The sequence below is a fragment of the Microbacterium sp. 2RAF4 genome (assembly GCF_052115285.1).
GTDB lineage: Bacteria > Actinomycetota > Actinomycetes > Actinomycetales > Microbacteriaceae > Microbacterium > Microbacterium oxydans.
The window spans coordinates 440,626-464,374 of sequence record NZ_JBFRGI010000001.1; the positions used below are offsets into that span (position 1 = coordinate 440,626).

Sequence of the window (23,749 nt, forward strand, 5' to 3'; positions counted from 1 at the left end):
TGAGGAACCGATCAGACCTCGACGGCCGCCCTGCTGCGAGCCTCTCGGATGCGGGCATCACGTGCCTTCAGCTGCGGCTCGTTCTCGCGGAACAGCGAGTAGAGCGGGGCAGCCACGAAGAGCGTCGAGTAGGTCGCCACGAGGATACCGACGAAGATCGACAGCGAGATGTCGGTGAGCGACTCCGCCCCCAGCCAGAAGGCGCCGATGAAGAGCACTGCGCCGACCGGCAGAGCAGCGACGACGGACGTGTTGATCGAGCGCACGAGCGTCTGGTTCACCGCGAGGTTGACCGACTCGCCGAACAACCGGGCAGACTTCTCCCCGTCTTCGGTCGTGTTCTCGCGGATCTTGTCGAACACGACCGTGGTGTCGTACAGCGAGTACGCGAGGATCGTGAGGAAGCCGATCACGGCCGCCGGCGAGATCTCGAAGCCGGCCAGCGCGTAGATGCCCACCGTGATCACGAGCACGTCGAGGAGACCGATGATGGCCGCGGCCGACATCTTCCAGGTACGGAAGTAGATCGCCAGGATCAGGAAGGTCAGGGCGAGGAAGATCGCGAGACCCCACAGCGACTGCTTGGTGACGTTCTCCCCCCACGCGGGTCCGATGAAGGAGGACGTGACGTCGGACGGATCGACGCCGTAGGCCTTCGCCAGCGCCTCGCCGACCTGCTGGGTCTCGGCGGCGCTCATCTGGTCGGTCTGGACGCGGACGTCCTTGCCGCTGACGACGACGACCTTGGTCGCAGCGCCAGGGACGACCGACTGCACGGCTGTGGTCGCCGTCTCCTGATCGAGGCTGTCCGGGGCCTGCACGGTGAACTGCGATCCACCCGTGAACTCGATCGAGAACTGGATCGGCCGGATGAGCGGCACCAGTGCCGAGCCGACGACCAGGATGATCGCGATGATGAACCACAGACGGCGCTTGCCGACGAACGGGAAGGAGGTCTTCCCCGAGTAGAGGTTGTTGCCGAACTCATTCATGGAAGGCATCAGGCGTCTCCCTCACTTCCGGCTTTGGTGGATCTCTCGCCCGTGAGGGCCTCGGCGCGCTTGCGTTCGGCGATCGTCTGTCTGCGGTCGGCCTCGCCGCGAGAGCGCGCGTTCTTCGCGCCCCTCCCTGCCGACGCCGTGGTGACCTCCCGGTACTGCGAGCGGCTGCGATAGACGGCCCCGAGAGCCTCGGGATCGAGTCCGGAGAGCTTGTGTCCGCCCCCGAAGAAGCGGGTGCGCGCGAGCAGTTGCATCACCGGGTGCGTGAAGATCACGAAGATGAACACGTCGATGAGGGTCGTGAGTCCGAGAGTGAAAGCGAAGCCCTTCACCGTGGCATCGGCCAGGATGTAGAGCACGACCGCCGCGAGGATGTTGATCGACTTGGAGATGTAGATCGTGCGCTTCGCACGACCCCAGCCATCCTCGACCGCCGCGGTGATCGACTTCCCGTCACGGAGTTCGTCTCGTATTCGCTCGAAGTACACGATGAACGAGTCGGCGGTGAAGCCGATGGACACGATGAGACCTGCGACACCGGCGAGCGAGAGGCGGAACCCGATTCGCCACGCCAGGATGCAGATGATGACGTAGGTGAGCACCGCCATCACCGCGATCGACGCGATGATCACCGACCCGAGCGCTCGATAGACGATGAGCGAGTAGATCGCCACCAGCGCGAGTCCGATGAGGCCCGCGATCAGACCGATCTGCAGCTGCTGCGTGCCCAGCGTCGCCGAGATCGTGTCGGAGCTCTGCACGGTGAAGCTCAGCGGAAGGGCACCGAACTTGAGCTGGTCGGCGAGCGTGGTCGCGGACTCCTGCGTGAAGCTTCCGGAGATGCTGGGGCGACCGTCGAGGATCTGCCCGTTCATCCGCGGAGCGCTGATCACGTTGCCGTCCAGCACGAAGGCGAACTGATCCCGCGGCGTGAGTCCGTCGATGCGGTTCTGGTTCAGGCGGGTGCTCACCTTGCCGAACGCGTCTGCGCCGTCGCCGTTCATCGTCAGCTGGACGAGCCACGCGCCCGACTTCGGGTCACGGCCTGCCGAGGCATCGGTGATGGCCGTGCCGTCGAGCTCGGCCGGTCCGAGGATGTACTTGGCGCTCCCGTCCGCCGAGCACGCGATGAGCGGCTGGTCCTTCGGCGCCTTGGAGGCGTCGTTGTCCGGGTTCGCGCAGTCGTATGCCTGGAACTCCGCGGCCAGCTTGTCAGTGACCCAGGAGAGATCGCTCGCGTCGGTCGGCTCGGCCGTCGGCGTCGAGTTCAGCCCCGGATCCGGGCTGGGGTACGGCGTGGAGTTGCCGTCTTCGCCCACGAACTCGTTGGTCGCCGCCGTCGTGTAGAGCACGGGACGGAACTCGAGCTGAGCACTGGACTGGATACGCTCCCGCGTCTGCGCGTCGGCCTCACCGGGGATCTGGACGACGATGTTCTGTCCGCCCTCGGTCGTGATGTCGGCCTCGGCGACACCGGACGCATCGACACGCTGGCGGATGATCGCCGCGGCCTGGTCGAGCTGCTCGGACGACGGAGCCGCTCCGTCCTCGGTCTCCGCGCTCAGCACGATCTGCGTGCCGCCCTGCAGATCGAGGGCGAGCTCAGGTGTCCACGAGCTCGCGGCCTCCCCGTTGCTGTCCTTGAAGACGTACACGCCCAGCGCGTTGATGCCGAAGAGCACGCCCGTCACGAGGAGCAGGCCGAGAAGGACCCGCCAGGCGTGACGGACGGGAGAGGATGAAGCCACGTGTGTTCAGCTTTCTGGAAGGACGGAGATCCGAGGGGCCGCGTCGGCCTCGGCGTTACTTGTCGTCGGCGTCGCGCTCGAGACGGGCGCGGGTCTCCTCGGGGGTCTCGACAGCCGGAGCGATCGGCTCATCGGCGACCGACTCCTCGACGACGCGCTCCTCGACGACGTCGTCCTCAGGTGCGTCGACGACGGCGTCCTTCGGCTCGACGACGCGGAGGATGGCCTGGCTGTGCACGTCAATGATGGTGCCGGGAGCGATCTCGACGAGTGCAGGGGTGTCGAGGTCATCGGGGTCGTACGCGACGATCGTCCCGTAGATGCCGCCCTGCAGGAGCACCTTGGCGCCCGGAACGGTCTTGGTGGCCTTCTCCTCCTGCTCGGCCTTCATCTGCTTCGTGCGCTTGCGCGTGTTGAAGATCATGAAGACGAGGAGAACGGCGAGGAGGCCGAAGAGCAGGAATTCCATGGGCATGGGGGAAGCGCCTTTCTCAGGTGCACGCTCCAGCCTTTGGGCGCGCGAAGGTATCCGGGAAGTCTTCAGTGATTATAGGTCATCCAACTTAAGCATCCCGTCCGGATGCGCGACACCCAGGTGCGCGTACGCCTCCGGCATCGCCACACGGCCGCGGGGAGTGCGCCCGAGGAACCCGATGCGCACGAGGTACGGCTCGACCACGCTCTCCACGGTCTCGGCTTCCTCACCGACGGCGACAGCGAGCGTGCTGAGGCCGACCGGGCCACCGCGGAACCGTCGGACGAGCGCGTCGAGTACGGCACGGTCCAGGCGGTCGAGACCGATCGGGTCGACGTCGTACAGGTCCAGGGCCGCGCGCACCTCGCGGATGGTCGCCACTCCCCCCGTGTGCACCAGCGCATAATCGCGCACCCGGCGAAGGAGGCGGTTCGCGATGCGCGGGGTGCCGCGGGAGCGGCGGGCGATCTCGGCGAGCGAATCGGTGGGGAGGTCGACGCCGAGCACGGCCGCAGATCGTGCGATCACCTGCTCCAGCTCGCCCTCCTCGTAGAACTCGAGGTGCCCGGTGAACCCGAAGCGGTCGCGGAGCGGGTTGGGCAGCAGCCCCGAGCGGGTCGTCGCACCGACCAGTGTGAACGGCGAGAGCTCGAGCGGGATGCTCGTCGCCCCCGCACCCTTTCCCACCATGATGTCGATGCGGTAGTCCTCCATCGCGAGGTAGAGCATCTCCTCGGCGGAGCGCGCCATGCGGTGGATCTCGTCGATGAAGAGCACCTCACCGGGGACCAGGCTCGAGAGCAGAGCGGCGAGATCACCGGCGTGCTGGATGGCCGGACCGCTCGACAGCCGAAGCGGACGTTCGCTCTCGTGTGCGACGATCATCGCGAGCGTCGTCTTCCCCAGGCCGGGCGGTCCCGCCAGGAGTATGTGATCGGCGGGACGACTCTGGATGCGGGCGGCCTCGAGAAGCAGCTGCAGCTGACCGCGCACCTTCTGCTGGCCCACGAACTCGCCGAGGCTCGTCGGACGCAGGGCGCCTTCGATGGCGAGTTCGGTCTCGTCGGAGGGCTCGCTGGCGTCGAGGGGATCAGACACGTGCCTGGCCTCCCTGCGCCGGGCCGAGCAGTGCGAGCGTACGACGAAGCAGAGAGGCGACGGATGCGCTCTCCGCCTCTGTGGCATCCGCTGCCGTCTGGGCGGCGGCGTCGGCGGCGACCTTCTCCGACCAGCCGAGGCCCACGAGTGCCGCGGCCACCTGAGTGACGACGTCGGCACCTCCGGCGGCGGCCGGCTTCGCCGGAGCCGCGAACGCCTGGACCTTCCCGGCGAGCTGCAACACGATGAGCTTCGCTGTCTTGGGGCCGATGCCGGACACGCGGCGGAAGGGAGCGTCGTCCTCCGCCGTGACGGCCTCGGCGATCTGATCGCTCGTGAGGTGCGAGAGAACGCCCAGTGCCGACTTCGGACCGACGCCGGTCACGCTGATCAGCAGTCCGAAGATCTCGAGCTCGCCGCGGTCGGCGAAGCCGAACAGCGACAGCGAGTCCTCACGGACGATGAGGCTGGTGTGCAGCAGCAGCTTCTCCCCCACTGTCGCGGTGTGCGCGACGTCGGCGGGCACCGCGACGGCGAATCCGACCCCGCCCACATCGATGACGACCTGATCGGAGGCCGCATGCAGGACGACGCCGTGCAGAGAGGAGATCATCCCCTCAGCCTACGGCGTCGCTCGTAGGTATGTTCGACCGACACGCTTCTCAGCCTCGGCCCAGGCACGCTGGGCGGGCGTCAGAGCACCAGGGGCGGTGGCCGCTGCTCCCCCGCGACGCCAGGCGTGGCAGAGGGCGATAGCCAGCGCGTCGGCGGCATCGGCCGGCTGCGGCAGCGCGTCGAGGCGCAGGATGCGGGCGATCATCGTCTGCACCTGCCGCTTGTCGGCGGCACCGTACCCGGTGACGGCCGCCTTGACCTCGCTGGGTGTGTGCGTGGCGGCGGGGAGCCCCGACTCGGAGGCGATCAGCAACGCGACACCACTGGCCTGCGCAGTTCCCATCACCGAGTGCGTGTTCTGCTGCGCGAACACCCGCTCGACGGCGACGGCATCTGGTCGATGCTCTGCGATCACGGCACGGATGCCGGCGGCCACAATCGAGAGACGCTCCCCGATCTCCGCTTCCGGCGAGGAACGGATCACCCCGACGTGGACGAGCGTTCCGCGGCGCGATCCGTCGACATCCACGACCCCCACACCGCAGCGGGTGAGACCGGGGTCGATGCCGAGCACGCGCAGAGAGGAGGTCACTCCCCCAGGCTAAGCCGCGGAACCGTCACCGGTCACCCGGCGCGCCTAGGCGTCGTCGTTCTCCAGCTCCGCCTGGACCTCGGGGCTCAGATCGAAATTGGTGAACACGTTCTGCACGTCTTCGCTGTCTTCCAGCGCATCGATCAGACGAAAGATCTTGCGCGCGGTGTCGGCGTCGATCTCGACCTTGAGGTTCGGTACGAACTCGACGTCGGCGGACTCGTAGTCGATGCCGGCCTCCTGGAGCGCGCTGCGCACAGCCACCAGGTCGGTCGCCTCCGTGATCACCTCGAAGCCTTCGGCGTGCGGTTCGATCTCCTCCGCGCCGGCCTCGAGCGCCGCCATCATCACGTCATCCTCGGTGGTGCCCTCGGAGCCGACGACGATGACGCCCTTGCGACTGAAGTTGTAGGCGACGCTGCCGGGGTCTGCGAGCGTGCCGCCGTTCCGGCTGAGAGCCGTGCGCACCTCTGCGGCCGCCCGGTTCTTGTTGTCGGTCAGACATTCGATCATGAGCGCGACGCCGTTGGGGCCGTATCCCTCGTACATGATCGAGAGGTACTCGACGGCCTCGCCGCCGATACCGGCACCGCGCTTCACCGCGCGGTCGATGTTGTCCTTGGGGACCGAGGTCTTCTTGGCCTTCTGCACCGCGTCGAAGAGGGTGGGGTTGCCCGCCAGGTCCGGTCCGCCGAGCTTGGCGGCGACCTCGATGTTCTTGATGAGCTTGGCCCAGGACTTCGCGCGCCTGGAGTCGATGATGGCCTTCTTGTGCTTCGTGGTCGCCCACTTGGAATGCCCGGACATAAGTCTCCGCTCGTCGTATCCGCATGAGCTCGCGCTCAGCGCATCGTCCATTCTAACGAACGCCTCGGGTGGCGCAGGATGGGAGCATGCGCAGATCACGACACATCTCTCCCGCCCTCCGCTCGGCAGAGGTTCTTGATGGCGCACCGGCGCCCGCCGACACCTTGCGGTATCTGCTCCACCTCCCGGACGGCTACGACGAAGATCCGAACAGGCTCTGGCCGCTCGTGCTCTTCCTGCACGGTGCGGGGGAACGGGGTTCCGACCTCGATCTCGCCGCCGTCCACGGTCCACCCCAGCTGGCGGACGCGGGGCAGGAGTTCCCGTTCATCCTCGTCACACCCCAGTGCGCCTCAGCGAGTCAATGGGTCGCTGAGCTCTCGACGCTGGCCGCGCTGATCGATGAGGTGAGCTCCGCACACCGGGTCGATGCGGAGCGCGTGTCGGTGACAGGACTCAGCATGGGCGGATTCGGTACCTGGTCGCTCGCGGTGCGCTATCCCGATCGATTCGCGGCGATCGCACCAGTCTGCGGTGGATTGTGGATGCAGAGCGCCGCTCCGATCCGCGCCATCCCCTCCTGGGCGTTCCACGGCGACGCGGACGACGTCGTGTCGATCGCCGAGACCGAGCGGATCGTCGACGAGCTGCGGGCCCTCGATGCCGACGTGCGTTTCACTCGGTACGCGGGCGTCGGTCATGACTCATGGACCGAGACGTACGAGAACCCCGAACTCTACGAGTGGATGCTCTCCCATCGGCGCGGAGTCGAACGCGACGGACCCGGCGTCGAGGGAACAGCATGATGACGACGGGAGCAGATCGGCTCCGGCCCGACTGGCGCACGCTCCCGCCGCCGCTTCGGACTCGGATCATCTCCGCGATCGGGGGTGACCTCGTGCAGGACGCGCCAGCCCATGGCGGCTTCAGCGCCTCCTATGCGGGCGTCATCACGACCACGACGGGGCGCGCATTCGTGAAGGCCTGCGGTGCGGATTGGCACGCGGACTCTCTGCACTTCCTCCGCGAGGAGACGCGCACGCTCTCGCATCTGCCGACCACCATCGCCCCTCGACTCCTCGCCGCCATCGACGACGGGACCGGCACGGCGCTCGTGATCGAAGCGATCGACGGCCGCCACCCGAGCAGGCCGTGGACGACGGCAGATCTGCACGCCGTGGCCGAGGCCCTGCACATGCTGTCGATCACCCCTGCACCTTCGAGTATGTCTCGAGCGGAAGATGTCATGATCCCCGGTTTCACCCGGTGGACGGAGATCGCGGCGGATCGGCGGATGCGCGAGGCACTCCCCCACAGCCTTCCCGCGCGGATGGCGGAGTTGCTGCGCCTCGAGCAGAGCTTCCACAGCGCGGTACACGGCGACGTCATCGTGCACGACGATGTGCGCGCCGACAACATCCTGATCAGCGAAGGACGAGCACACCTGCTCGACTGGCCGCACGCGCGCAGGGGCGCCGCGTGGATCGACCTTCCCTGTCTACTCCCGAGCGTCGAGGCATCCGGAGGCCCTCTCTGCGAGGAGGCATGGGCCGTGTTCGAAGAGCACGGCGCACCTTCTCAGGCTGAGCTGCTCCCCGTGATCTCCGCCTTCGCGTCGTTCCTCTGGTTCCAGCAGGCGCAACCTGAGATCGCGCAACTCCCAGGATTGCGGGAGTTCCAGCGCGCGCAGGCGATTCCGGCCCTGCGATGGCTCTCGGGCCTGATCTGACGATCTACCGCGCCATAGCGCGGCGACGCGCGTCTGCGCGAACGAGGAATCGCTCGTGGAACCTCGTCTCACCCGTGATCTCCGGATGGAAGCTCAGACCGAGCAGGTCACCCTGCTCCACGGCGACCACGCGTCCATCGGGCAGGGACGCCAGCACGTCGGCCCTCGGGCCGACCGACTCGACAACCGGCCCGCGGATGAATGCGGCGGACACCGGATCCCCGCCGAGAGCGGGAACGTCGAGTTGCGCCTCGAATGATTCGACCTGACGGCCGAAGGCGTTCCGGCGCACGACGACATCGAGCCCTCCGAACGGCTCCTGCCCCTCGATGGCGTCGACGATCTCGTCGGCGAGCATGATCAGTCCCGCGCACGTGCCGAGGACCGGCATACCGGCGGTGATGGCTTCGCGGATGGGCTGCTGCATCCCGAAGACCCGCGACAGCTTGTCGATCACGCTCGACTCGCCGCCCGGGATCACGAGACCATCGACCGACACGAGGTCGTCGGGACGGCGCACGAGCACCACGTCGGCGCCCAGCCTCGAGAGCAGGTCGGCATGCTCGCGCACGTCGCCCTGCAGCGCGAGCACGCCGACGCGGGTGCTACCAGCCACGCTCGGCGAGACGGTGCGGCGCGGGAAGGTCGCTGACGTTGATGCCCACCATGGCCTCGCCCAATCCACGCGAGACCTCGGCGATGACTTTGGCGTCGTCGAAGAAGGTCGTCGCCTTGACGATCGCCTTCGCGCGCTCCGCGGGGTTGCCCGACTTGAAGATGCCGGACCCGACGAACACGCCGTCGGCGCCGAGCTGCATCATCATGGCCGCGTCCGCAGGGGTCGCCACGCCACCGGCGACGAACAGCACGACGGGGAGCTTGCCTGTCTCGGCGATCTCTGCAACCAACTCGTAGGGTGCCTGCAGTTCCTTGGCCGCGACGAACAGCTCGTCCTTGGGCAGGGCCGTGAGAGCCGCGATCTCGCCGCGGATCTTGCGGATGTGCTTCATCGCCTCGGAGACGTCACCGGTCCCGGCCTCGCCCTTGGAACGGATCATGGCTGCACCCTCGTTGATGCGGCGGAGTGCCTCACCGAGATTGGTCGCGCCGCAGACGAACGGGACCGTGAAGCCGTACTTGTCGATGTGGTTCACGTAATCGGCAGGCGAGAGCACCTCCGACTCGTCGATGTAGTCCACGCCGAGTTCCTGCAGCACCTGCGCCTCGACGAAGTGACCGATGCGCGCCTTGGCCATCACGGGGATGGACACCGCGTCGATGATGCTGTCGATCATGTCGGGGTCGCTCATGCGGGAGACGCCACCCTGCGCGCGGATATCGGCCGGCACGCGCTCGAGCGCCATGACGGCGACGGCGCCGGCGTCTTCGGCGATCTTCGCCTGCTCAGCCGTGACGACGTCCATGATGACGCCGCCCTTGAGCATCTCGGCGAGGCCGCGCTTGACGCGCGGCGATCCGGTGGTTGTCTGGTCTGCCATGGGAACTCCTGTCGGATGCACCGAAGTCGGGTTTGATCTAGATCAAACATAGCACTGTCCGATTCGACCTAGAATCGCTGAGGAGGACCATGAGCGACCAGATCACAGGCACCACCGCTGCGGACATCGCCGACAGCGTGCGCTCCCTGCGCGACCGCGGAATCCTCCGACCTGGCAGCGTCCTCCCCCCGGTGCGGGAACTCGCCGCCACGCTCGGCGTCAACCGGAACACCGCCGTCGCCGCGTACCGGCAGCTCGCCCAGGCGGGGCTCGTGCTGTCCCGCGGACGAGCAGGGACCATCGTCGCCGGATTGGAAGCAGTGGCGCAGGAAGGCTATGCGCCCGACACCGTCCTCCGCGACATCGGTACGGGGAACCCCGACCCCCGGCTGATCCCCGACCCTGCACCGGCGCTGATGACCATCGCGTCCCGCCCTGTGCTCTACGGCGAGCCCGTGATCGATCGCGGACTCGAGGAGTGGTCGACGCACTGGATCGCGCGCGACCTCGAACGCGTCGACTTCCGTATCACCGTGACCAGTGGCGCGGTCGACGCCGTCGAGCGGTTGCTCGCCCAGGCGCTGATGCGCGATGACGCCGTCGCCCTGGAGGATCCCTGCTTCCTCGCGAGCATCCACACCGTGCGACTGGGCGGCTATCGCGCGGTTCCTGTCCCCGTCGATGCCGAGGGCATGACCGTCGACGGTCTGCGAACCGCGTTGGAGGCGGGCGTCCGTGCCATCATCTGCACACCGCGCGCGCAGAATCCGACCGGCGCGAGCCTCACCGCCTCCCGCGCCGCTGAGCTCCGTGCCGTGCTCGCCGACCACCCGTATGTGCTGATCATCGAGGACGACCACTTCTCGATGCTCTCGCAACGGCCGTACGAGTCGCTCATCGGACCCGACCATCGCAGGTTCGCCCTCGTGCGCTCCGTCTCGAAATTCCTGGGTCCTGACATGTGCCTCGCGATCGCAGCGACGGACGCGGAGACCGCCGAGCGCCTGGCGATGCGGCTCAGCCCCGGAACGACGTGGGTGAGCCACCTGCTGCAGCGTCTCGCCCTCACACAGCTGACCGACGAGACGGCGATGTCGGAGGTGGCAGCGGCCGCGGAGCACTACGCGCAGCGCAACGCCGCCTTCGCCGAACGACTACGAGCGAGCGGTATCGATGCCACGGTGTCCGACGGCATGAGCCTGTGGGTCGAGTTCTCCCAGCCTGCTCGGACCATCGCCGACCGCCTCATGCGCCGCGGATGGCTCGCCCGCACCGGCGACGACTTCGCGCTCGATGAGAAGGCGGAGCCCTCTCATCACCTGCGTCTGACCGTGCATGACCTGTCCGACGATGAAGCCGAGTCGCTGGTCGCAGATCTCGTCGCCGCCGGGCGATGACCACACCTCGCGGGCACCGGCCCGCCCTGAACGAAAGAGTCGGAGAATGAAGATCCTCTCCATCCAGTCAGCCGTGGCCTACGGGCATGTGGGCAACTCGGCCGCCGTGTTCCCGCTGCAGCGCATCGGTGTCGAGGTGCTGCCCGTCTACACCGTGAACTTCTCCAACCACACCGGCTACGGCGCCTGGCGCGGCCCCCTGATCGCGCCGAACGATGTCCGCGAGGTCATCACCGGCATCGAGGAACGCGGTGTCTTCAGCCAGATCGACGCCGTTCTCAGCGGCTACCAGGGCGGAGAGGGCATCGGAGACGTGATCATCGACGCCGTCGCACGTGTGAAGGCCGCGAACCCTGACGCGGTGTACGCCTGCGACCCGGTCATGGGCAACGCGAAGTCGGGCTGTTTCGTCGCCCCCGCGATCCCTGTGCTGCTGCGTGAGCGCGTGGTTCCCGTCGCCGACATCATCACCCCGAACCAGTTCGAGCTCGGCTTCCTCACCGACACCGAGCCTGACACGCTGGAGTCCACTCTCGCGTCGGTCGACCTCGCGCACGCGATGGGCCCGCGCACCGTGCTCGTCACCAGTGTCGAGCGCCCCGATCGCGAAGAGGGCACGATCGAGATGCTCGCCGCCGACGAGAAGGGTGCCTGGCTGGTGCAGACTCCGCACCTGCCGATGAAGGCGAACGGTTCCGGGGATGTGACCGCCGCGCTGTTCACGGCGCACTACGTCGAGACCGGCAGCGCCAAGGTCGCGCTCGAGCGCACGGCGTCCAGCGTGTACGACCTGCTCAAGGCGACGCTCGAGTCCGGAGAGCGCGAGCTGCAGCTCGTCGAGGCCCAGGAGTTCTACGCGAACCCACGGCTGCAGTTCACGGCTCGTCAGGTGCGCTGAGCCGGGCGTCCGTCATCCGGTGGGGATGGGGAGCTCTCGATACGCGGCGAGCCAGTCGGGGTGGTCATCGGGGCAGAGATGCTTCATGCCTGAGATCGCCAGGCCTCCGAGCATGAAAGGCAGAGCGGGGTCGCTCTCTTCGAACGCATTCGACCACGAGCCGATGATCTCCGACGAATCGATGTGCTCGCCGACCTTGCCCGCATCGACCCGGTGCTCGGACTCGATCGCGACGAGGCAGACGTCGATCGTGAGCTCGAGGCTCATCCAGGCGACGTCCTCGTCGGGGATGCCTGCCCAGACTCCGCTCTCGATCACCTCGTCGACCAGCGCCTGCTGTGCCGGGGTCTTCGGGGACAGCCGCCCCTCGTTCTCTGCGAACCCCTGGGCGAGGTAGAAGGCGCGCCCCTCGTCCTCCACGCTCGGCAGTGTCGGTGTCGGTGTCGGTGTCGCCGTCCGCTGGGGATCGGGCTGCGGTGCACAGGCGACCATGGATGAGGCGAGACCGAGGACGATCACGGCCGCGGCGAAGCGACGCCGGAGAGACATCGGGTTCAGCTCAGCGAGGGTCACGCGTTCGGATGCGGCCAGGCCGCCGCCACGGCTTCGCGCACCTCGCCCAGCAGCTGCGGGAGCGCCTTGGTCTTCGCGATGATCGGGAAGAAGTTCGCGTCCGATGTCCAGCGCGGCACGACGTGCTGATGCAGATGGGCGTCGACGCCGGCACCAGCCACGGCACCCTGATTCATCCCCAGGTTGAAGCCGTCGCAACGCGACACCTCGCGCAGCACCCGCATCGCGGTCTGGGTGAGCGCGCCGATCTCGGCCACCTCCTCGGGCGTCGCCTGGTCATAGGTGGCGATGTGGCGGTAGGGGCAGACCAGCAGATGGCCGGAGTTGTACGGGAAGAGGTTGAGCAGCACGTACGCCGTCTCGCCGCGTGCGACGACCAGCCGCTCGGCATCCGGGAACTTCGGCGCCTCGCAGAACGGGCATTCTTCGCGCAGGGGCTCCGGTCCCGCCTGGATGTACGCCATCCGGTGCGGGGTCCACAGCCGCTGGAACTCGTCCGGCACCCCGGCGAGGCGTCCGGCATCCTCCAGCGGCTGCTCCCCGTCGGTCACGCCAGGTCCCCTGCTGTCTGCACGAGGGCATGGGAGTCGATGGCCGCGCGGATGCGAGCCACGGCGTCTGCGATCGGCACACCGTTCTCCTGCGCCCCGTCACGGTAGCGGAACGAGACGGTGCCAGCGTCACGGTCCTTCTCCCCCGCGATCAGCAGCAGCGGCACCTTGCCGGTCGTGTGCGTGCGGATCTTCTTCTGCATGCGGTCGTCGGACGTGTCGAGCTCCGCGCGCACGCCCTGCGCGCGGAGGGTGTCGATCACGTCGCCCAGGTAGTCGGCGAAGTCGTCGGCGACCGGGATGCCCACGACCTGCACGGGCGACAGCCACACCGGGAAGTCGCCGGCGTAGTGCTCGAGCAGGATCGCGAAGAACCGCTCGATCGAGCCGAACAGCGCACGGTGGATCATGATCGGGCGCTTCTTCTGCCCGTCCTTGTCCATGAACTCGAGGTCGAAGCGCTCCGGAAGGTTCGGGTCGACCTGGACCGTCGAGAGCTGCCAGGTGCGACCGATCGCATCACGCGTCTTGAGGTCGATCTTCGGGCCGTAGAACGCGGCCTCACCGGGGACCTCGGTCAGCTTGAGCCCCGAGGCCACCGCGACACGGCGCAGCGCGTCCGTCGACGACTCCCAGAACTCGTCCGAGCCGATCCACTTGGACTTCTCGTCATCCTTCATCGACAGCTCGAGCTCGAAGTCGGTCAGACCGAAATCGCGGAGCATCGAGAGGATGAACTCGAGGACCTTGGCGACCTCGGCCTCGAGCTGGTCGGGCGTGACGAACAGGTGCGAGTCGTCCTGGGTGAAACCGCGCACGCGCGTGAGACCGTGCAGTGCGCCGGAGAGCTCGTTGCGGTAGACCGTGCCGTTCTCCGCGAAGCGCAGCGGGAGGTCGCGGTAGCTCCGGGCGCGCTCCTTGTAGATGAGGATGTGCATCGGGCAGTTCATGGGCTTCAGGTAGTAGTCCTGGCCCTGCTTGGTGATGTTGCCCTCGTCATCGCGCTCCTCGTCCATCACGATCGGCGGGAACATGCCCTCCTTGTACGTGACGAGGTGGTTGGAGGTGAGGAAGAGGTCTTCCTTCGAGATGTGCGGCGTGTACACGTAGGTGTACCCGCCCTCGATGTGGCGCTTGCGGGCGTGCTGCTCCATCTCGCCGCGGATCACGCCGCCGCGCGGGTGCCAGACGGAGAGCCCCGACCCGATCTCCTCGGGGAACGAGAACAGATCGAGTTCCTTGCCGAGGCGGCGGTGGTCGCGCTTCGCGGCCTCTTCCAGTCGGTGCTGGTAGGCGCGCAACTCGTCCTTCGTCGGCCACGCCGTGCCGTAGATGCGCTGCAGCTGCGGGTTCTTCTCACTGCCGCGCCAGTACGCGGCCGCGATGCGGGTGAGGTCCCATCCGTTGCCGATCATGCGCGTGTTGGGCAGGTGCGGTCCGCGGCAGAGGTCCTTCCAGACGACCTCGCCGTCACGGGTCGTGTTGTCGTAGATCGTCAGCTCGCCCTCGCCGACCTCGACGGAAGCACCCTCAGCGGCTTCCTTCCCGCCCTTGAGGCCGATGAGCTCGAGCTTGAACGGTTCGTTCGCCAGCTCGGCGCGTGCCTCCTCGTCGGTCACGACACGGCGGACGAACCGCTGCCCCTCACGCACGATGCGCTGCATCTCCTTGGTGATGGCCTTGATGTCCTCCGGCGTGAACGGGGTCTCAACGCCGAAGTCGTAGTAGAAGCCATCGGTGATGGGCGGGCCGATCCCGAGGTTCGCCTGCGGGTTGATGCGCTGCACCGCCTGCGCCAGCACGTGAGCAGCCGAGTGACGGAGGATGTTCAATCCGTCCGCGCTGTCGATCGTGACCGCCTCGACCTCATCGGTGTCGGTCACGGTCGTGGCGAGATCCTTGAGGTCGCCGTTGACGCGCATCGCAACGACGTTTCGGTCAGTGAACAGGGCGAAGCCGTCATTCGGCCGGGCGTTTTCAGGCACAGAAACTCTCTCCATCTGGGTCGATACCCAGGTTACTCGCATGATCCCGTCGTCCTGACCGCGGCGAGCATGTCCGTGACCGTGGTCTCATGGGAGCCCGTTCATGCGCCGGGGATCACGATTCCCGACTCGTAGGCACGGATCACCAGCTGGGCCCGATCGCGCGCGTGCAGCTTGGACATGATGCGATTCACATGGGTCTTCGCGGTGTGAGGTGAGATCACGAGTTCTTCGGCGATGTCCTGGTTCGAGGCGCCGCCCGCCACGAGGAGCAGCACCTCGCGCTCGCGGTCGGTGAGCCGTCGCAGCGGTTCGCCGTGCCATGCCTCGGCACGCGGGAGCTGCGGCAGCACCGAGCGCTCGATCAGCGAACGAGTCGCGGCCGAGGAGAGAAGCGCATCCCCTCGGTGCACGACCCGCACGGCGTCGACGATCTCCTCGGGCTCCGCTCCCTTGCCCACGAAGCCGCTGGCGCCGGCTCGGAGGGCTGCCACGACATAGTCGTCCTCCTCGAACGTCGTCAGGATGAGCACGCGGGTCGCCGATGACGGGGACGAGCCCGTGATCTGCGCGGTGGCCGCGATCCCATCGAGCTCAGGCATCCTGATGTCCATCACGACGACATCGGGGCTCGACCGGCGTGCCAGCGCGACGGCATCTCGCCCGTTCGCCGCTTCGCCGATCACCTCGACGCCGCCGTCGAGCAGGATGTCGCGGACGGCCTGGCGCACCAGCGGCTGATCATCGACCACGAGCACGCGGATCATCGCCCGCTTCCTTCGAGCGGGATCCGCACATCGAGGTGGAACTCCTCGCCGGCACTACCGGCCTGCACGTCGCCGCGGACGGCGACGACACGCTCGCGAACCCCTCGCAGCCCGTGACCCCCGGGCGCGGCAGGAGGACTCGCCTCAGCTGCCGCGGGATTGACGAGGGTGAGTCGGAGGAAGTCCTGCTCAGTGCGGATCCGGACGAGCGCCGCGTCGCCGGCTCCATGCTTGTGAGCGTTCGTCAATCCTTCGAGGACTGAGAGGAACGCGACGTGGTCGCTTGCCGGCGACAGCTCCGGTCGATCCGGGTCGTCCTGCAGCTCGACACGGAGCCCTGCCTCGCGGAACTGTGCGACCAGAGCGTCGAGGCCGGCGAGTCCCCGCTGCGGGCGCAGATCACGGACGTCCTCAGGATCGTCGGACCGAAGAAGTGCCATCAGACCCCCGATGTCGGCGAGAACCGTGCGCGAGGAACGACGGATCGTGCTCAGCGCCTCCCGCGCACGCTCCGGCCGGAGGTCCAGCGCGGATGAGGCCACACCGGCGTTCAGACTGATGACCGAGATCTGGTGCGCCACCACGTCATGCAGGTCGCGAGCGATGCGCACCCGCTCCTCCGCGACCCGACGTCGCGCCTCCTCCTCTCGTCCCTGCTCTGCACGTTCCGCGCGTTCGGTCATCGCGATGACGAATTCCCTGCGAGACCGGGTGGCGTCTCCCAGTGCCCCGGCGAGAGCGACGATGAACACGAACTGCAGCGCGCGAGCGTCCCAGAGATCGCCGCCGAGCGGGATCGCACTGACGAAGAACACGATCACCGTCGTCGCGCCGACGGCGGTGATCCCCACGAGACGCCCTCGCCGCTCCACCGTGGCGAATGCACTGATCGCCACAGCGATGAGCGCACTCGGCGACACCACTCCAGCGAACGCCAGGAACACCGCGCACGCCAGACTGACACCGAGCGCGAAGAGCGGGAAGCGGCGGCGGAACAGCATCGCGGCCGCCGGCAGGAGTGCGACCACGATCAGCCATCCGTCAGCGCGGAAGCCGTCGTCGGGGAACGGCGACACGGCGAACAGCATCACGACGAGCACGGCGAGCACGTCGCCGGACAGCGCCGCGATTCGTGGAGGACGAACTGCCGGCATCACACCAGTATTCCCCGCCCCGTCGCGCTGTGGATCCCCCGACGGGATGAGGCGGGATACCGCGATCGCGGTACGCGAATGCCCACGGCACGACGATGCGGCAGCACATGCGTATCGGGAAGCTGGAAAGGACGCTGCACACGGAGTGCGCTCGGAGAGGTCTGTATGAACAAGCACGTCAAGAGAACGCTCATCGCGGTCGCCTCCGTCATCGGGGTGGTCGCGCTGGGCCTTGCGACGACCTCCGTGGGAAACGCGGTCGCGACCGCGGTCGAACAGGATCGGATCGAACCCTACGGGCAGAAGGTCACTGTGGACGGTCGGCAGATGAACGTACTGGTCGTCGGCGAGGGCGCGGAAGACGTGGTGCTCCTTCCCGGCTTCGGCACCGCATCGCCCGTCCTCGACTTCGAGCCGCTCGTCGCCGAGCTCGCGCAGGACCATCGTGTCATCGTGGTGGAGCCCTTCGGCTATGGGCTGAGCGACGGCACGGATGAGCCGCGCACCACCGAGAACATCGTGAGCGAGACGCACTCCGCCCTGCAGCAGCTGGGGGTCGACGACTACGTGCTGATGGGGCACTCCATCGCGGGCCTCTACGGCATCCAGTTCGCGAATCGCTATCCCGACGAGGTGCGGGCGTTCGTGGGTATCGACAGCAGCGTCCCCGGGCAGCCGGGCTCAGACACGGAGCTGCCGGTCGGACTGTTCGGCGCTGCGAAGAACCTCGGGCTCGCTCGACTCATCGCCTCTATTCGCGGCACGGGGTACGACGAAGCCGTGTACTCCGAAGAAGCACGCGCGCAGATCGCCCTGCTCACCGATCGGAACACGCTGAGTCCGACGTACCTGAACGCGATGTCGCTGCTCCCCGCGAACTTCCGAGACGCGCTCGGAACGAGTTTCCCCGAAGACCTTCCCCTGCTGCTGTTCGTCGTCTCCGACAACCCGACCGTCCCCACGTGGCTGCAGGTGCACGAGGAGCAGGCCGCAGCCGTCGCGGATGGCACCGTCGTGCCGCTCGACGGAGAGCACTACCTCCATCACACCCACGCTCCGCAGATCGTCGATGCGTTCCGCTCCTGGGAGCGCGAGAGGCCTTCTCTTGCGGAGTGAGTCGGAACTCACAGCGGACGTCGTCCGCGCACCGGGGAGCATCACGTAACGTGAACGGATGGACAGAGCAGTCGCACGATGGATCCTGGCGGTCGCGCTCGGCGCGATCGGGGTCGGCCACTTCCTCAGCACCCGCGGATTCCGTGTGGTCGTGCCCGATTGGGCGACCCGCCTGACCCGACTCGACAAGGACACGATCGTGATCGCCTCCGGCGCCGCCGAGGTCGCGCTCGCCGCAGGGCTGCTCACCCTCCCGAAGGAGCGCCGCCGCATCGGCTGGGCGACCGCCGCGTTCTTCGTCGCGGTGATGCCGGGGAACATCCACCAGTGGCGGACCAAGCGCTCGACGCCGGGACTCGACACGGATGCACGACGTCTCGGCAGGCTCTTCCTGCAGCCGCTCCTGGTCCTGTGGGCGCTGTGGGCCACGGGCGACTCGACGCCACGCGGCTCACGCGGCCGTCGGCGTCGCGCGTGACCCGAGATCGCGCTCTCCAGGAGAATGGCACGATGACGTCCCCCTCGCTCGTGTGGTTCCGTGATGATCTCCGGCTCGCCGACAACCCGGCGCTTCGGGCCGCGATCGATCGTGGAGAACCGGTGATCGCGCTGTACGTGCTCGATGAGGAATCCCCTGGGATCAGGCCTCTCGGCGGCGCGGCCCGCTGGTGGCTCCACCATTCGCTCACATCACTCCAGGAGCGCCTGAGCGAGCGTGGCGGAGCTCTCGTGCTGCGGCGCGGCCCCGCTGAGCGCGTCGTGCGTGAGCTGGTCTCGGAGATCGATGCGGGAGCCGTGTTCTGGAACCGACGGTACGGCGGCGCCGAGCGCGAGATCGATGCGTCTCTGAAGACAGCCCTGCGGGCGGACGGGATCGAGACCGTCTCGTTCGCAGCCTCCCTGCTGCACGAGCCGTGGACTGTGACGACGGGCAGCGGAACGCACTACTCGGTGTACACACCCTTCTGGCGCGCATGCCTCGCCCTCCCTGCCCCTCGCGCTCCCCTGCCGGAGCCCCGATCGATTCCTGGCTTCGGCGATGCACCGGCATCCGATGAGCTCGACGACTGGGGTCTACTGCCCACCCGACCCGACTGGGCCGGCGGACTGCGCGAGGCCTGGGAACCCGGCGAGCCCGCCGCGCGACGACGTCTGCGTCATTTCCTCGATGAGGACCTCCGGGACTATGACAGGGCGCGGGACGAACCTGCCGCCGGAGCCACGTCCCTGCTGTCTCCGCACCTCCGCTGGGGGGAGATCAGTCCCTTCACGGTGTGGCATGAGGCTGTCGGCGTGGACGGAGCGGGAGGGTTCCTCTCCGAGCTGGGATGGCGCGAGTTCGCCTGGCACACGCTGTACCACTCCCCCGATCTCGCCACCGAGAACCTCCGTGCGGAGTTCGATGCCTTCCCCTGGCCGCCTCTGGACCCCGCGCATCTGGACGCCTGGCAGCACGGCGAGACAGGTGTGCCACTCGTGGATGCGGGGATGCGCGAACTCTGGCACACCGGCTACATGCACAACCGGGTGCGGATGGTCGTCGCCTCCTTCCTGGTCAAGAACCTGCTCATCGACTGGCGCCGCGGAGAGGAGTGGTTCTGGGACACGCTGGTCGACGCCGACGAGGCGAACAACCCGTTCAACTGGCAGTGGGTCGCAGGTTCGGGCGCCGATGCCGCACCGTATTTCCGCGTGTTCAACCCCGAGCTCCAGGCGAAGAAGTTCGACCCCCAGAACCTCTACATCTCCCGGTGGGCAGCCGACGCTCCCACAGAGCCGATCGTCGACCTCGGCGAGACGCGGAAGGATGCGCTCGCCGCCTACGACGTGGTGAAGAGAGCGCCGAAGCCACCGCGCGAGTGAGCGGAGCGCGGACGCGGCACGGCGGCCTGCGGTGGGGCGTCCGCGCCGTCCATGCCAGACTGGTGCCGTGACCGAGTCCAGGAAGCCAGCCGTCATCCGCGGCTTCGCTGCTTCCTCTCTGGCGATCTTCGTCGCCCTCGCCGGTCACGTCTCCGGCGGAGGGCAGATGCCCGGACCGCTCGGGATCCTCGTGCCGTGGGTGTTCTCATTCATGATCTGCGTGCTGCTCGCGGGGCGGTCGCTGTCGCTCATCCGCCTCGGGCTCTCCGTGGCGATGAGCCAGTTCCTCTTCCACACGCTCTTCGTTCTCGGCACGGTCACGCCGTCCGGCGTCTCGATACCCCACGTACACGGCGGCCCTCTGGTGATCCCGCCGACGACGGGCATTCCGGCGGAGGTGAGCGCTGACGCGTCCATGTGGCTCGGACATGCTCTCGCCGCCGTGCTGACGATCGCGGCGCTGTACCGCGGTGAGCGCCTGCTCATCGCCGTGCGGGATCTCGCCGCGCAGCTCATCCGCTGGGTGCGTAGGCGTGTCGATCACGTCCTCCAGTCCCCAGGCATCGACGCCGTCGATGCACTTCCTGGGCGGTTCGACGTCGATGAGGCCACCAGCCTCATCCTTCTCGCGACTCTCAGAGGTCGCGCACCCCCTCTCGCCGCTGCGATCTGATCCGCGCCCTGGGCCCACCGGCCTCGTGGTGCGTCACCGCCGCGCGCTCCATGCGCGCGGGGTCTGAACGCATGCATGAACGTCGCGCACGCGACGTCTGATGAGAGGCCATTCCCATGTCCCCTGTCCGCAGGATTGCGGCCGGGTTGGCGTTGGCGACGGTCGCGACCCTCGCGATCGCCACGCCCGCGTCCGCCCACGACCAGCTGGTATCCAGCACTCCGGCCACCGACGAGCAGTTGGCGTCTTCCCCCGGAAGCATCACGATGACCTTCTCCGGCGAGCTCCTGGTCCTCGACGAGTCGCTGACCGGGGCCGTCGTCCTGGTCGTCGACGCCTCGGGAAGGGACTGGGTCGCCGGCGACGTCACGGTCGCCGGGCGCACCGTCACGGCCCCGCTCGCTCCGGAGATGCCTGTCGCCGGCTATCAGGTGCGCTGGCAGGTCGTGTCGGAGGACGGACACCCGATCGCGGGTGTCATCCCCTTCGCGGTCGGCGATGCCGAGCCGATGCGGGCCCCGACGGCCGGCGGCTCGACAGAGAGTCCTCCCGCATCGGCAGAACAGTCGGAGCAGACCGCAGCAGATTCCGGCGGCATCCCCAGGGTGCTGCTCATCGGCGCAGGCGGGGCGGCTGTCGCCGTCCTCGCCTTCGTCGCCATTCGATTCCTTCGCCGTCCTCGGACGGCAGCCGCACCGCCGGAAGCCGGCGAATCCGCGGCAGATGACCTGTGAAAGGCACCATCATGAACACCACGAAGCACCTTCCCCGCCTGGCAGCTGTGATCGCTGTCTCCCTCCTCGCGCTCACGGGGTGCTCTCCGGAGAGCACGCCGACCGAATCGGCGCCCCGCCCGGCCGGCGACACCGTCACCATCGAGGATGCCTGGGTCAAGTCGGCCGACGAGGGCATGTCGGCAGGATTCGGCACACTCGTCAACAGCGGTGACGACGATGTGACCGTCGTCTCCGTCGCGTCCGAGGCGTCGAACATGCTCGAGCTGCACGAGACCGTCGAAAACGAGGCCGGAGAGATGGTGATGCGCGAGAAGGACGGCGGCTTCATCATCCCCGCCGGCGGGAGCCTCCTTCTGGAGCCCGGCGCGAACCACATCATGATGATGGATCTGACCGGTCCCCTCGCCGCAGGCAGTGACGTCACCTTCACCTTGACCTTCTCCGACGACTCGACATTCGAGTTCACCGCACCCGTCAAGGATTACTCCGGTGCGAACGAGAACTACGAGGGCGACGACATGCAAGACGGCTCGGGGCAGTGATGTCGGCGCCCGCTGAGGGCGCCCGCTCCCGTCGCACCGGGTCGACCCGGCGACAGTTCCTCCTCGGAGGAGCTGTCGCCGGCGTCGGCGCGGTCGCGGCCGTCGGAGTGGATCTCGCCCTGAACGATCAGAAGGACGACACGAAGCCGGTCGCCGCTCCGATGAACGGCGAGCAGACGGTGCCGTTCTTCGGTACACACCAGGCCGGTGTCGACACCGCAGCGCAGGCTCACGGTGTCTTCGTGGGCCTCGACCTCCATGATGATGTGGACCGCGACGGGCTCGTCCGCTTGATGCGGATACTGACGGACGACGCGGCCCGGCTCACACAGGGCCTCCCCGCCCTCGCCGATTCCGAGCCGGAGCTCGCCCTCGCACCCGCGCGGCTGACCATCACCTTCGGCTTCGGCCCCGACCTGGTCGCACGCGCAGGCGGAACGAGCCCGTCGTGGCTCGCGCCTCTGCCGGCGTTCGGCGTGGATCAGCTGCGCCCGGAGTTCTCGGACGGTCACCTTCTGCTCCAGATCGCCGGTGACGATCCGCTGACGGTCGCCCATGCAACGAGGATGCTGTTGAAGGATGCCCGTGGCTTCGCGAGCATCCGATGGACCCAGCAGGGCTTTCGTCGCGCCTACGGCACAGAGCGCCCGGGGACGACCATGCGGAACCTCTTCGGGCAGGTCGACGGCACGACCAACCCCGAACCGGGCACGGCGGACTTCGACGGAATCGTGTGGAGCGCAGACGGGTGGCTGGCGGGCGGCACGGGCATGGTGCTCCGACGCATCCGGATGGATCTCGACAAGTGGGATCGGCTGGACCGCGGCGGACGGGATGCCTCCGTGGGGCGGACTCTCGCCAACGGCGCACCGCTGACCGGAACGGAGGAGTTCGACGAACCGGACTTCGAGGCCAAGACGTCGATCGGATTCCCCGTGATCCCGCAGTTCGCGCACATCCGGCGCGCTCGCGGCGATGGCAGCGAGAAGATCTTCCGCCGCGCGTACAACTACGACGAACGTCCGGTCGGCGCCGAGGTCTCCGAGTCCGGGCTGATCTTCATCTCGTTCCAGGCCGACATCGAGCGGCAGTTCATCCCTATGCAGCGTCGACTGGACGAGCTCGACCTGCTCAACGAATGGACCGTCCCGATCGGCTCAGCAGTGTTCGCCATCCCACCCGGATGCGGGGAGGGCGGGTACATCGGGGAGACGCTTCTCGCGTGAACCGGCGGCGGATGTCGGGTCCGATGAACGGATGTCGGCGCGAAAGCCCGGTTCGGGCCCGACATCCGCTCATCGATCCGACATCCCCTACTCGGGGGGGGAAGAGCAGCGCGGAACACGAAAAAACCCCCGGAAATCCGGGGGTTTCTATCTGTGCGCGATACTGGGATCGAACCAGTGACCTCTTCCGTGTCAGGGAAGCGCGCTACCGCTGCGCCAATCGCGCCCGTTGGGGCTATTCAGTTTTCCCGTGAGGTGGCGACGGGATTCGAACCCGTGTAAACGGCTTTGCAGGCCGGTGCCTAGCCGCTCGGCCACGCCACCGTGTGGATTGACCCCACGTGCTGCACGCCTTCCTGAGAAGACCTGCTGCACTCGAGCGGATGACGAGACTCGAACTCGCGACCCCAACCTTGGCAAGGTTGTGCGCTACCAACTGCGCTACATCCGCATTTCGTTCCCGGTTGTCCCGGGCACTCATGAAACATTAGCCGAAGATCTGCACTCCGCCAAACCGGCAGCGAATCTCGCGCGTGTCTCGCCGAGTGGTCTTCACCGCCCCGAAGCGTCCGGTAGTATCGGTTGACGTACCCCACAGGTATGGGCGATTGGCGCAGTTGGTAGCGCGCTTCCTTCACACGGAAGAGGTCATCGGTTCGAGTCCGGTATCGCCCACTATCCAGCCCCCGGTCCTTCCGGGGGC

25 protein-coding genes and 4 tRNA genes are annotated in these 23,749 nt (G+C 67.6%); 12 read left to right on the forward strand and 17 right to left on the reverse strand.

The annotated features are described in order from the left end of the window. Positions 1-11: 11 nt before the first annotated feature. The 7 genes from secF to AB4070_RS02190 all read right to left on the reverse strand — a co-directional run bounded on the left by secF (position 12) and on the right by AB4070_RS02190 (position 6,336). Positions 12-1,001, reverse strand: coding sequence for a protein translocase subunit SecF (secF, locus tag AB4070_RS02160; RefSeq protein WP_046747157.1), 990 nt, complete (start codon positions 999-1,001; stop codon positions 12-14). Then, complete coding sequence (gene secD / locus AB4070_RS02165; RefSeq protein WP_441978711.1) at positions 1,001-2,749, reverse strand: protein translocase subunit SecD; 1,749 nt, start codon at positions 2,747-2,749, stop codon at positions 1,001-1,003. Before secD ends, secF begins: the two co-directional genes overlap by 1 nt. A gap of 55 nt (positions 2,750-2,804) precedes the next feature. Next, on the reverse strand, positions 2,805-3,224 hold the full coding sequence (locus tag AB4070_RS02170) for a preprotein translocase subunit YajC (RefSeq protein WP_441978712.1): 420 nt from the start codon (positions 3,222-3,224) through the stop codon (positions 2,805-2,807). Between the two features lie 72 nt (positions 3,225-3,296). Beyond that, positions 3,297-4,322: a Holliday junction branch migration DNA helicase RuvB gene (ruvB, locus tag AB4070_RS02175; protein WP_282846691.1), complete on the reverse strand. Its 1,026-nt coding sequence runs from the start codon at positions 4,320-4,322 to the stop codon at positions 3,297-3,299. Next, positions 4,315-4,935: a Holliday junction branch migration protein RuvA gene (gene ruvA / locus AB4070_RS02180; RefSeq protein WP_378875047.1), complete on the reverse strand. Its 621-nt coding sequence runs from the start codon at positions 4,933-4,935 to the stop codon at positions 4,315-4,317. The genes ruvB and ruvA overlap by 8 nt, the downstream gene beginning before the upstream one ends. A gap of 9 nt (positions 4,936-4,944) precedes the next feature. Then, positions 4,945-5,529, reverse strand: coding sequence for a crossover junction endodeoxyribonuclease RuvC (ruvC, locus tag AB4070_RS02185; protein WP_046747162.1), 585 nt, complete (start codon positions 5,527-5,529; stop codon positions 4,945-4,947). Positions 5,530-5,574: 45 nt separating this feature from the next. Further along, on the reverse strand, positions 5,575-6,336 hold the full coding sequence (locus tag AB4070_RS02190; RefSeq protein ID WP_046747163.1) for a YebC/PmpR family DNA-binding transcriptional regulator: 762 nt from the start codon (positions 6,334-6,336) through the stop codon (positions 5,575-5,577). 86 nt (positions 6,337-6,422) lie between these two features. Here AB4070_RS02190 and AB4070_RS02195 point away from each other — a divergent pair, with 86 nt between their 5' ends. Together AB4070_RS02195 and AB4070_RS02200 are read left to right on the forward strand one after the other, a co-directional pair. Further along, complete coding sequence (locus tag AB4070_RS02195) at positions 6,423-7,142, forward strand: dienelactone hydrolase family protein (RefSeq protein WP_441978713.1); 720 nt, start codon at positions 6,423-6,425, stop codon at positions 7,140-7,142. Then, positions 7,139-8,065, forward strand: a complete 927-nt coding sequence (locus AB4070_RS02200; RefSeq protein WP_441978714.1) for an aminoglycoside phosphotransferase family protein — start codon at positions 7,139-7,141, stop codon at positions 8,063-8,065. Before AB4070_RS02195 ends, AB4070_RS02200 begins: the two co-directional genes overlap by 4 nt. Positions 8,066-8,069: 4 nt before the next feature. Here AB4070_RS02200 and pdxT read toward each other — a convergent pair whose 3' ends face one another. Together pdxT and pdxS are read right to left on the reverse strand one after the other, a co-directional pair. After that, entirely contained in the window at positions 8,070-8,681 is a 612-nt protein-coding gene (gene pdxT, locus AB4070_RS02205; RefSeq protein WP_441978715.1) for a pyridoxal 5'-phosphate synthase glutaminase subunit PdxT, read from the reverse strand. Next, positions 8,671-9,564, reverse strand: coding sequence for a pyridoxal 5'-phosphate synthase lyase subunit PdxS (pdxS, locus tag AB4070_RS02210; RefSeq protein WP_441978716.1), 894 nt, complete (start codon positions 9,562-9,564; stop codon positions 8,671-8,673). The genes pdxT and pdxS overlap by 11 nt, the downstream gene beginning before the upstream one ends. 89 nt (positions 9,565-9,653) lie before the next feature. Here pdxS and AB4070_RS02215 point away from each other — a divergent pair, with 89 nt between their 5' ends. Both AB4070_RS02215 and pdxY read left to right on the forward strand, forming a co-directional pair. Then, the gene (locus tag AB4070_RS02215) at positions 9,654-10,961 is read left to right on the forward strand and encodes an aminotransferase class I/II-fold pyridoxal phosphate-dependent enzyme (RefSeq protein WP_441978717.1); all 1,308 of its coding nucleotides are present in this window, start codon (positions 9,654-9,656) and stop codon (positions 10,959-10,961) included. Between the two features lie 46 nt (positions 10,962-11,007). Continuing rightward, positions 11,008-11,859 carry a pyridoxal kinase PdxY gene (gene pdxY / locus AB4070_RS02220; protein WP_441978718.1) on the forward strand — a complete coding sequence of 284 codons (852 nt, stop codon included), beginning with the start codon at positions 11,008-11,010 and terminating at the stop codon, positions 11,857-11,859. A gap of 12 nt (positions 11,860-11,871) precedes the next feature. Here the strand turns inward: pdxY and AB4070_RS02225 are convergent, their stop codons facing one another. From AB4070_RS02225 to AB4070_RS02245, 5 genes are all read right to left on the reverse strand, one after another. After that, positions 11,872-12,408 carry a hypothetical protein gene (locus tag AB4070_RS02225; RefSeq protein ID WP_441978719.1) on the reverse strand — a complete coding sequence of 179 codons (537 nt, stop codon included), beginning with the start codon at positions 12,406-12,408 and terminating at the stop codon, positions 11,872-11,874. A gap of 20 nt (positions 12,409-12,428) precedes the next feature. Next, complete coding sequence (locus AB4070_RS02230) at positions 12,429-12,983, reverse strand: HIT family protein (protein ID WP_441978720.1); 555 nt, start codon at positions 12,981-12,983, stop codon at positions 12,429-12,431. Continuing rightward, a complete protein-coding gene (gene thrS / locus AB4070_RS02235; protein WP_441978721.1) occupies positions 12,980-14,983 on the reverse strand; it encodes a threonine--tRNA ligase in 2,004 nt (667 codons plus the stop codon). The genes AB4070_RS02230 and thrS overlap by 4 nt, the downstream gene beginning before the upstream one ends. A gap of 86 nt (positions 14,984-15,069) precedes the next feature. Further along, the gene (locus AB4070_RS02240) at positions 15,070-15,735 is read right to left on the reverse strand and encodes a response regulator transcription factor (protein WP_441978722.1); all 666 of its coding nucleotides are present in this window, start codon (positions 15,733-15,735) and stop codon (positions 15,070-15,072) included. Next, the gene (locus AB4070_RS02245; RefSeq protein WP_441978723.1) at positions 15,732-16,889 is read right to left on the reverse strand and encodes a histidine kinase; all 1,158 of its coding nucleotides are present in this window, start codon (positions 16,887-16,889) and stop codon (positions 15,732-15,734) included. Before AB4070_RS02245 ends, AB4070_RS02240 begins: the two co-directional genes overlap by 4 nt. A 165-nt stretch (positions 16,890-17,054) precedes the next feature. Between AB4070_RS02245 and AB4070_RS02250 the strand changes: the two genes are divergently transcribed. From AB4070_RS02250 to AB4070_RS02280, 7 genes are all read left to right on the forward strand, one after another. Then, positions 17,055-18,005 carry an alpha/beta fold hydrolase gene (locus AB4070_RS02250; RefSeq protein ID WP_441978724.1) on the forward strand — a complete coding sequence of 317 codons (951 nt, stop codon included), beginning with the start codon at positions 17,055-17,057 and terminating at the stop codon, positions 18,003-18,005. 58 nt (positions 18,006-18,063) lie between these two features. Further along, positions 18,064-18,483 (forward strand): DoxX family protein, encoded by a 420-nt coding sequence (locus AB4070_RS02255; RefSeq protein WP_441978725.1) that lies wholly within the window; start codon positions 18,064-18,066, stop codon positions 18,481-18,483. Between the two features lie 32 nt (positions 18,484-18,515). Beyond that, the gene (locus AB4070_RS02260; protein ID WP_441978726.1) at positions 18,516-19,868 is read left to right on the forward strand and encodes a cryptochrome/photolyase family protein; all 1,353 of its coding nucleotides are present in this window, start codon (positions 18,516-18,518) and stop codon (positions 19,866-19,868) included. A gap of 67 nt (positions 19,869-19,935) precedes the next feature. Beyond that, positions 19,936-20,541: a hypothetical protein gene (locus AB4070_RS02265; protein ID WP_441978727.1), complete on the forward strand. Its 606-nt coding sequence runs from the start codon at positions 19,936-19,938 to the stop codon at positions 20,539-20,541. A 116-nt stretch (positions 20,542-20,657) separates the two neighbouring features. After that, complete coding sequence (locus tag AB4070_RS02270; protein ID WP_441978728.1) at positions 20,658-21,275, forward strand: copper resistance CopC family protein; 618 nt, start codon at positions 20,658-20,660, stop codon at positions 21,273-21,275. Positions 21,276-21,286: 11 nt separating this feature from the next. Continuing rightward, positions 21,287-21,820: a copper chaperone PCu(A)C gene (locus tag AB4070_RS02275; RefSeq protein WP_441978729.1), complete on the forward strand. Its 534-nt coding sequence runs from the start codon at positions 21,287-21,289 to the stop codon at positions 21,818-21,820. After that, complete coding sequence (locus AB4070_RS02280) at positions 21,820-23,046, forward strand: Dyp-type peroxidase (protein WP_441978730.1); 1,227 nt, start codon at positions 21,820-21,822, stop codon at positions 23,044-23,046. Before AB4070_RS02275 ends, AB4070_RS02280 begins: the two co-directional genes overlap by 1 nt. 154 nt (positions 23,047-23,200) lie before the next feature. Here the strand turns inward: AB4070_RS02280 and AB4070_RS02285 are convergent. The 3 genes from AB4070_RS02285 to AB4070_RS02295 form a co-directional block, all read right to left on the reverse strand. Continuing rightward, a tRNA-Val gene (locus AB4070_RS02285) sits at positions 23,201-23,272 on the reverse strand. A gap of 27 nt (positions 23,273-23,299) precedes the next feature. Then, a tRNA-Cys gene (locus tag AB4070_RS02290) sits at positions 23,300-23,370 on the reverse strand. 54 nt (positions 23,371-23,424) lie between these two features. Continuing rightward, positions 23,425-23,497 (reverse strand) — tRNA-Gly (locus tag AB4070_RS02295). 151 nt (positions 23,498-23,648) lie between these two features. On the opposite strand from AB4070_RS02295, the gene AB4070_RS02300 reads away from it, so the two are divergent. Beyond that, a tRNA-Val gene (locus AB4070_RS02300) sits at positions 23,649-23,721 on the forward strand. Positions 23,722-23,749: the final 28 nt, after the last annotated feature.

Coding starts and splice junctions, on each gene's coding strand:
- secF (WP_046747157.1), bottom strand. CDS start 1,001: ATGCCTTCCATGAATGAGTTCGGCAACAACCTCTACTCGGGGAAGACC.
- AB4070_RS02170 (WP_441978712.1), bottom strand. CDS start 3,224: ATGCCCATGGAATTCCTGCTCTTCGGCCTCCTCGCCGTTCTCCTCGTC.
- ruvA (WP_378875047.1), bottom strand. CDS start 4,935: ATGATCTCCTCTCTGCACGGCGTCGTCCTGCATGCGGCCTCCGATCAG.
- AB4070_RS02190 (WP_046747163.1), bottom strand. CDS start 6,336: ATGTCCGGGCATTCCAAGTGGGCGACCACGAAGCACAAGAAGGCCATC.
- AB4070_RS02195 (WP_441978713.1), top strand. CDS start 6,423: ATGCGCAGATCACGACACATCTCTCCCGCCCTCCGCTCGGCAGAGGTT.
- AB4070_RS02200 (WP_441978714.1), top strand. CDS start 7,139: ATGATGACGACGGGAGCAGATCGGCTCCGGCCCGACTGGCGCACGCTC.
- pdxS (WP_441978716.1), bottom strand. CDS start 9,564: ATGGCAGACCAGACAACCACCGGATCGCCGCGCGTCAAGCGCGGCCTC.
- AB4070_RS02215 (WP_441978717.1), top strand. CDS start 9,654: ATGAGCGACCAGATCACAGGCACCACCGCTGCGGACATCGCCGACAGC.
- pdxY (WP_441978718.1), top strand. CDS start 11,008: ATGAAGATCCTCTCCATCCAGTCAGCCGTGGCCTACGGGCATGTGGGC.
- AB4070_RS02225 (WP_441978719.1), bottom strand. CDS start 12,408: ATGTCTCTCCGGCGTCGCTTCGCCGCGGCCGTGATCGTCCTCGGTCTC.
- thrS (WP_441978721.1), bottom strand. CDS start 14,983: ATGGAGAGAGTTTCTGTGCCTGAAAACGCCCGGCCGAATGACGGCTTC.
- AB4070_RS02240 (WP_441978722.1), bottom strand. CDS start 15,735: ATGATCCGCGTGCTCGTGGTCGATGATCAGCCGCTGGTGCGCCAGGCC.
- AB4070_RS02245 (WP_441978723.1), bottom strand. CDS start 16,889: ATGCCGGCAGTTCGTCCTCCACGAATCGCGGCGCTGTCCGGCGACGTG.
- AB4070_RS02250 (WP_441978724.1), top strand. CDS start 17,055: ATGAACAAGCACGTCAAGAGAACGCTCATCGCGGTCGCCTCCGTCATC.
- AB4070_RS02255 (WP_441978725.1), top strand. CDS start 18,064: ATGGACAGAGCAGTCGCACGATGGATCCTGGCGGTCGCGCTCGGCGCG.
- AB4070_RS02260 (WP_441978726.1), top strand. CDS start 18,516: ATGACGTCCCCCTCGCTCGTGTGGTTCCGTGATGATCTCCGGCTCGCC.
- AB4070_RS02270 (WP_441978728.1), top strand. CDS start 20,658: ATGTCCCCTGTCCGCAGGATTGCGGCCGGGTTGGCGTTGGCGACGGTC.
- AB4070_RS02275 (WP_441978729.1), top strand. CDS start 21,287: ATGAACACCACGAAGCACCTTCCCCGCCTGGCAGCTGTGATCGCTGTC.
- AB4070_RS02280 (WP_441978730.1), top strand. CDS start 21,820: ATGTCGGCGCCCGCTGAGGGCGCCCGCTCCCGTCGCACCGGGTCGACC.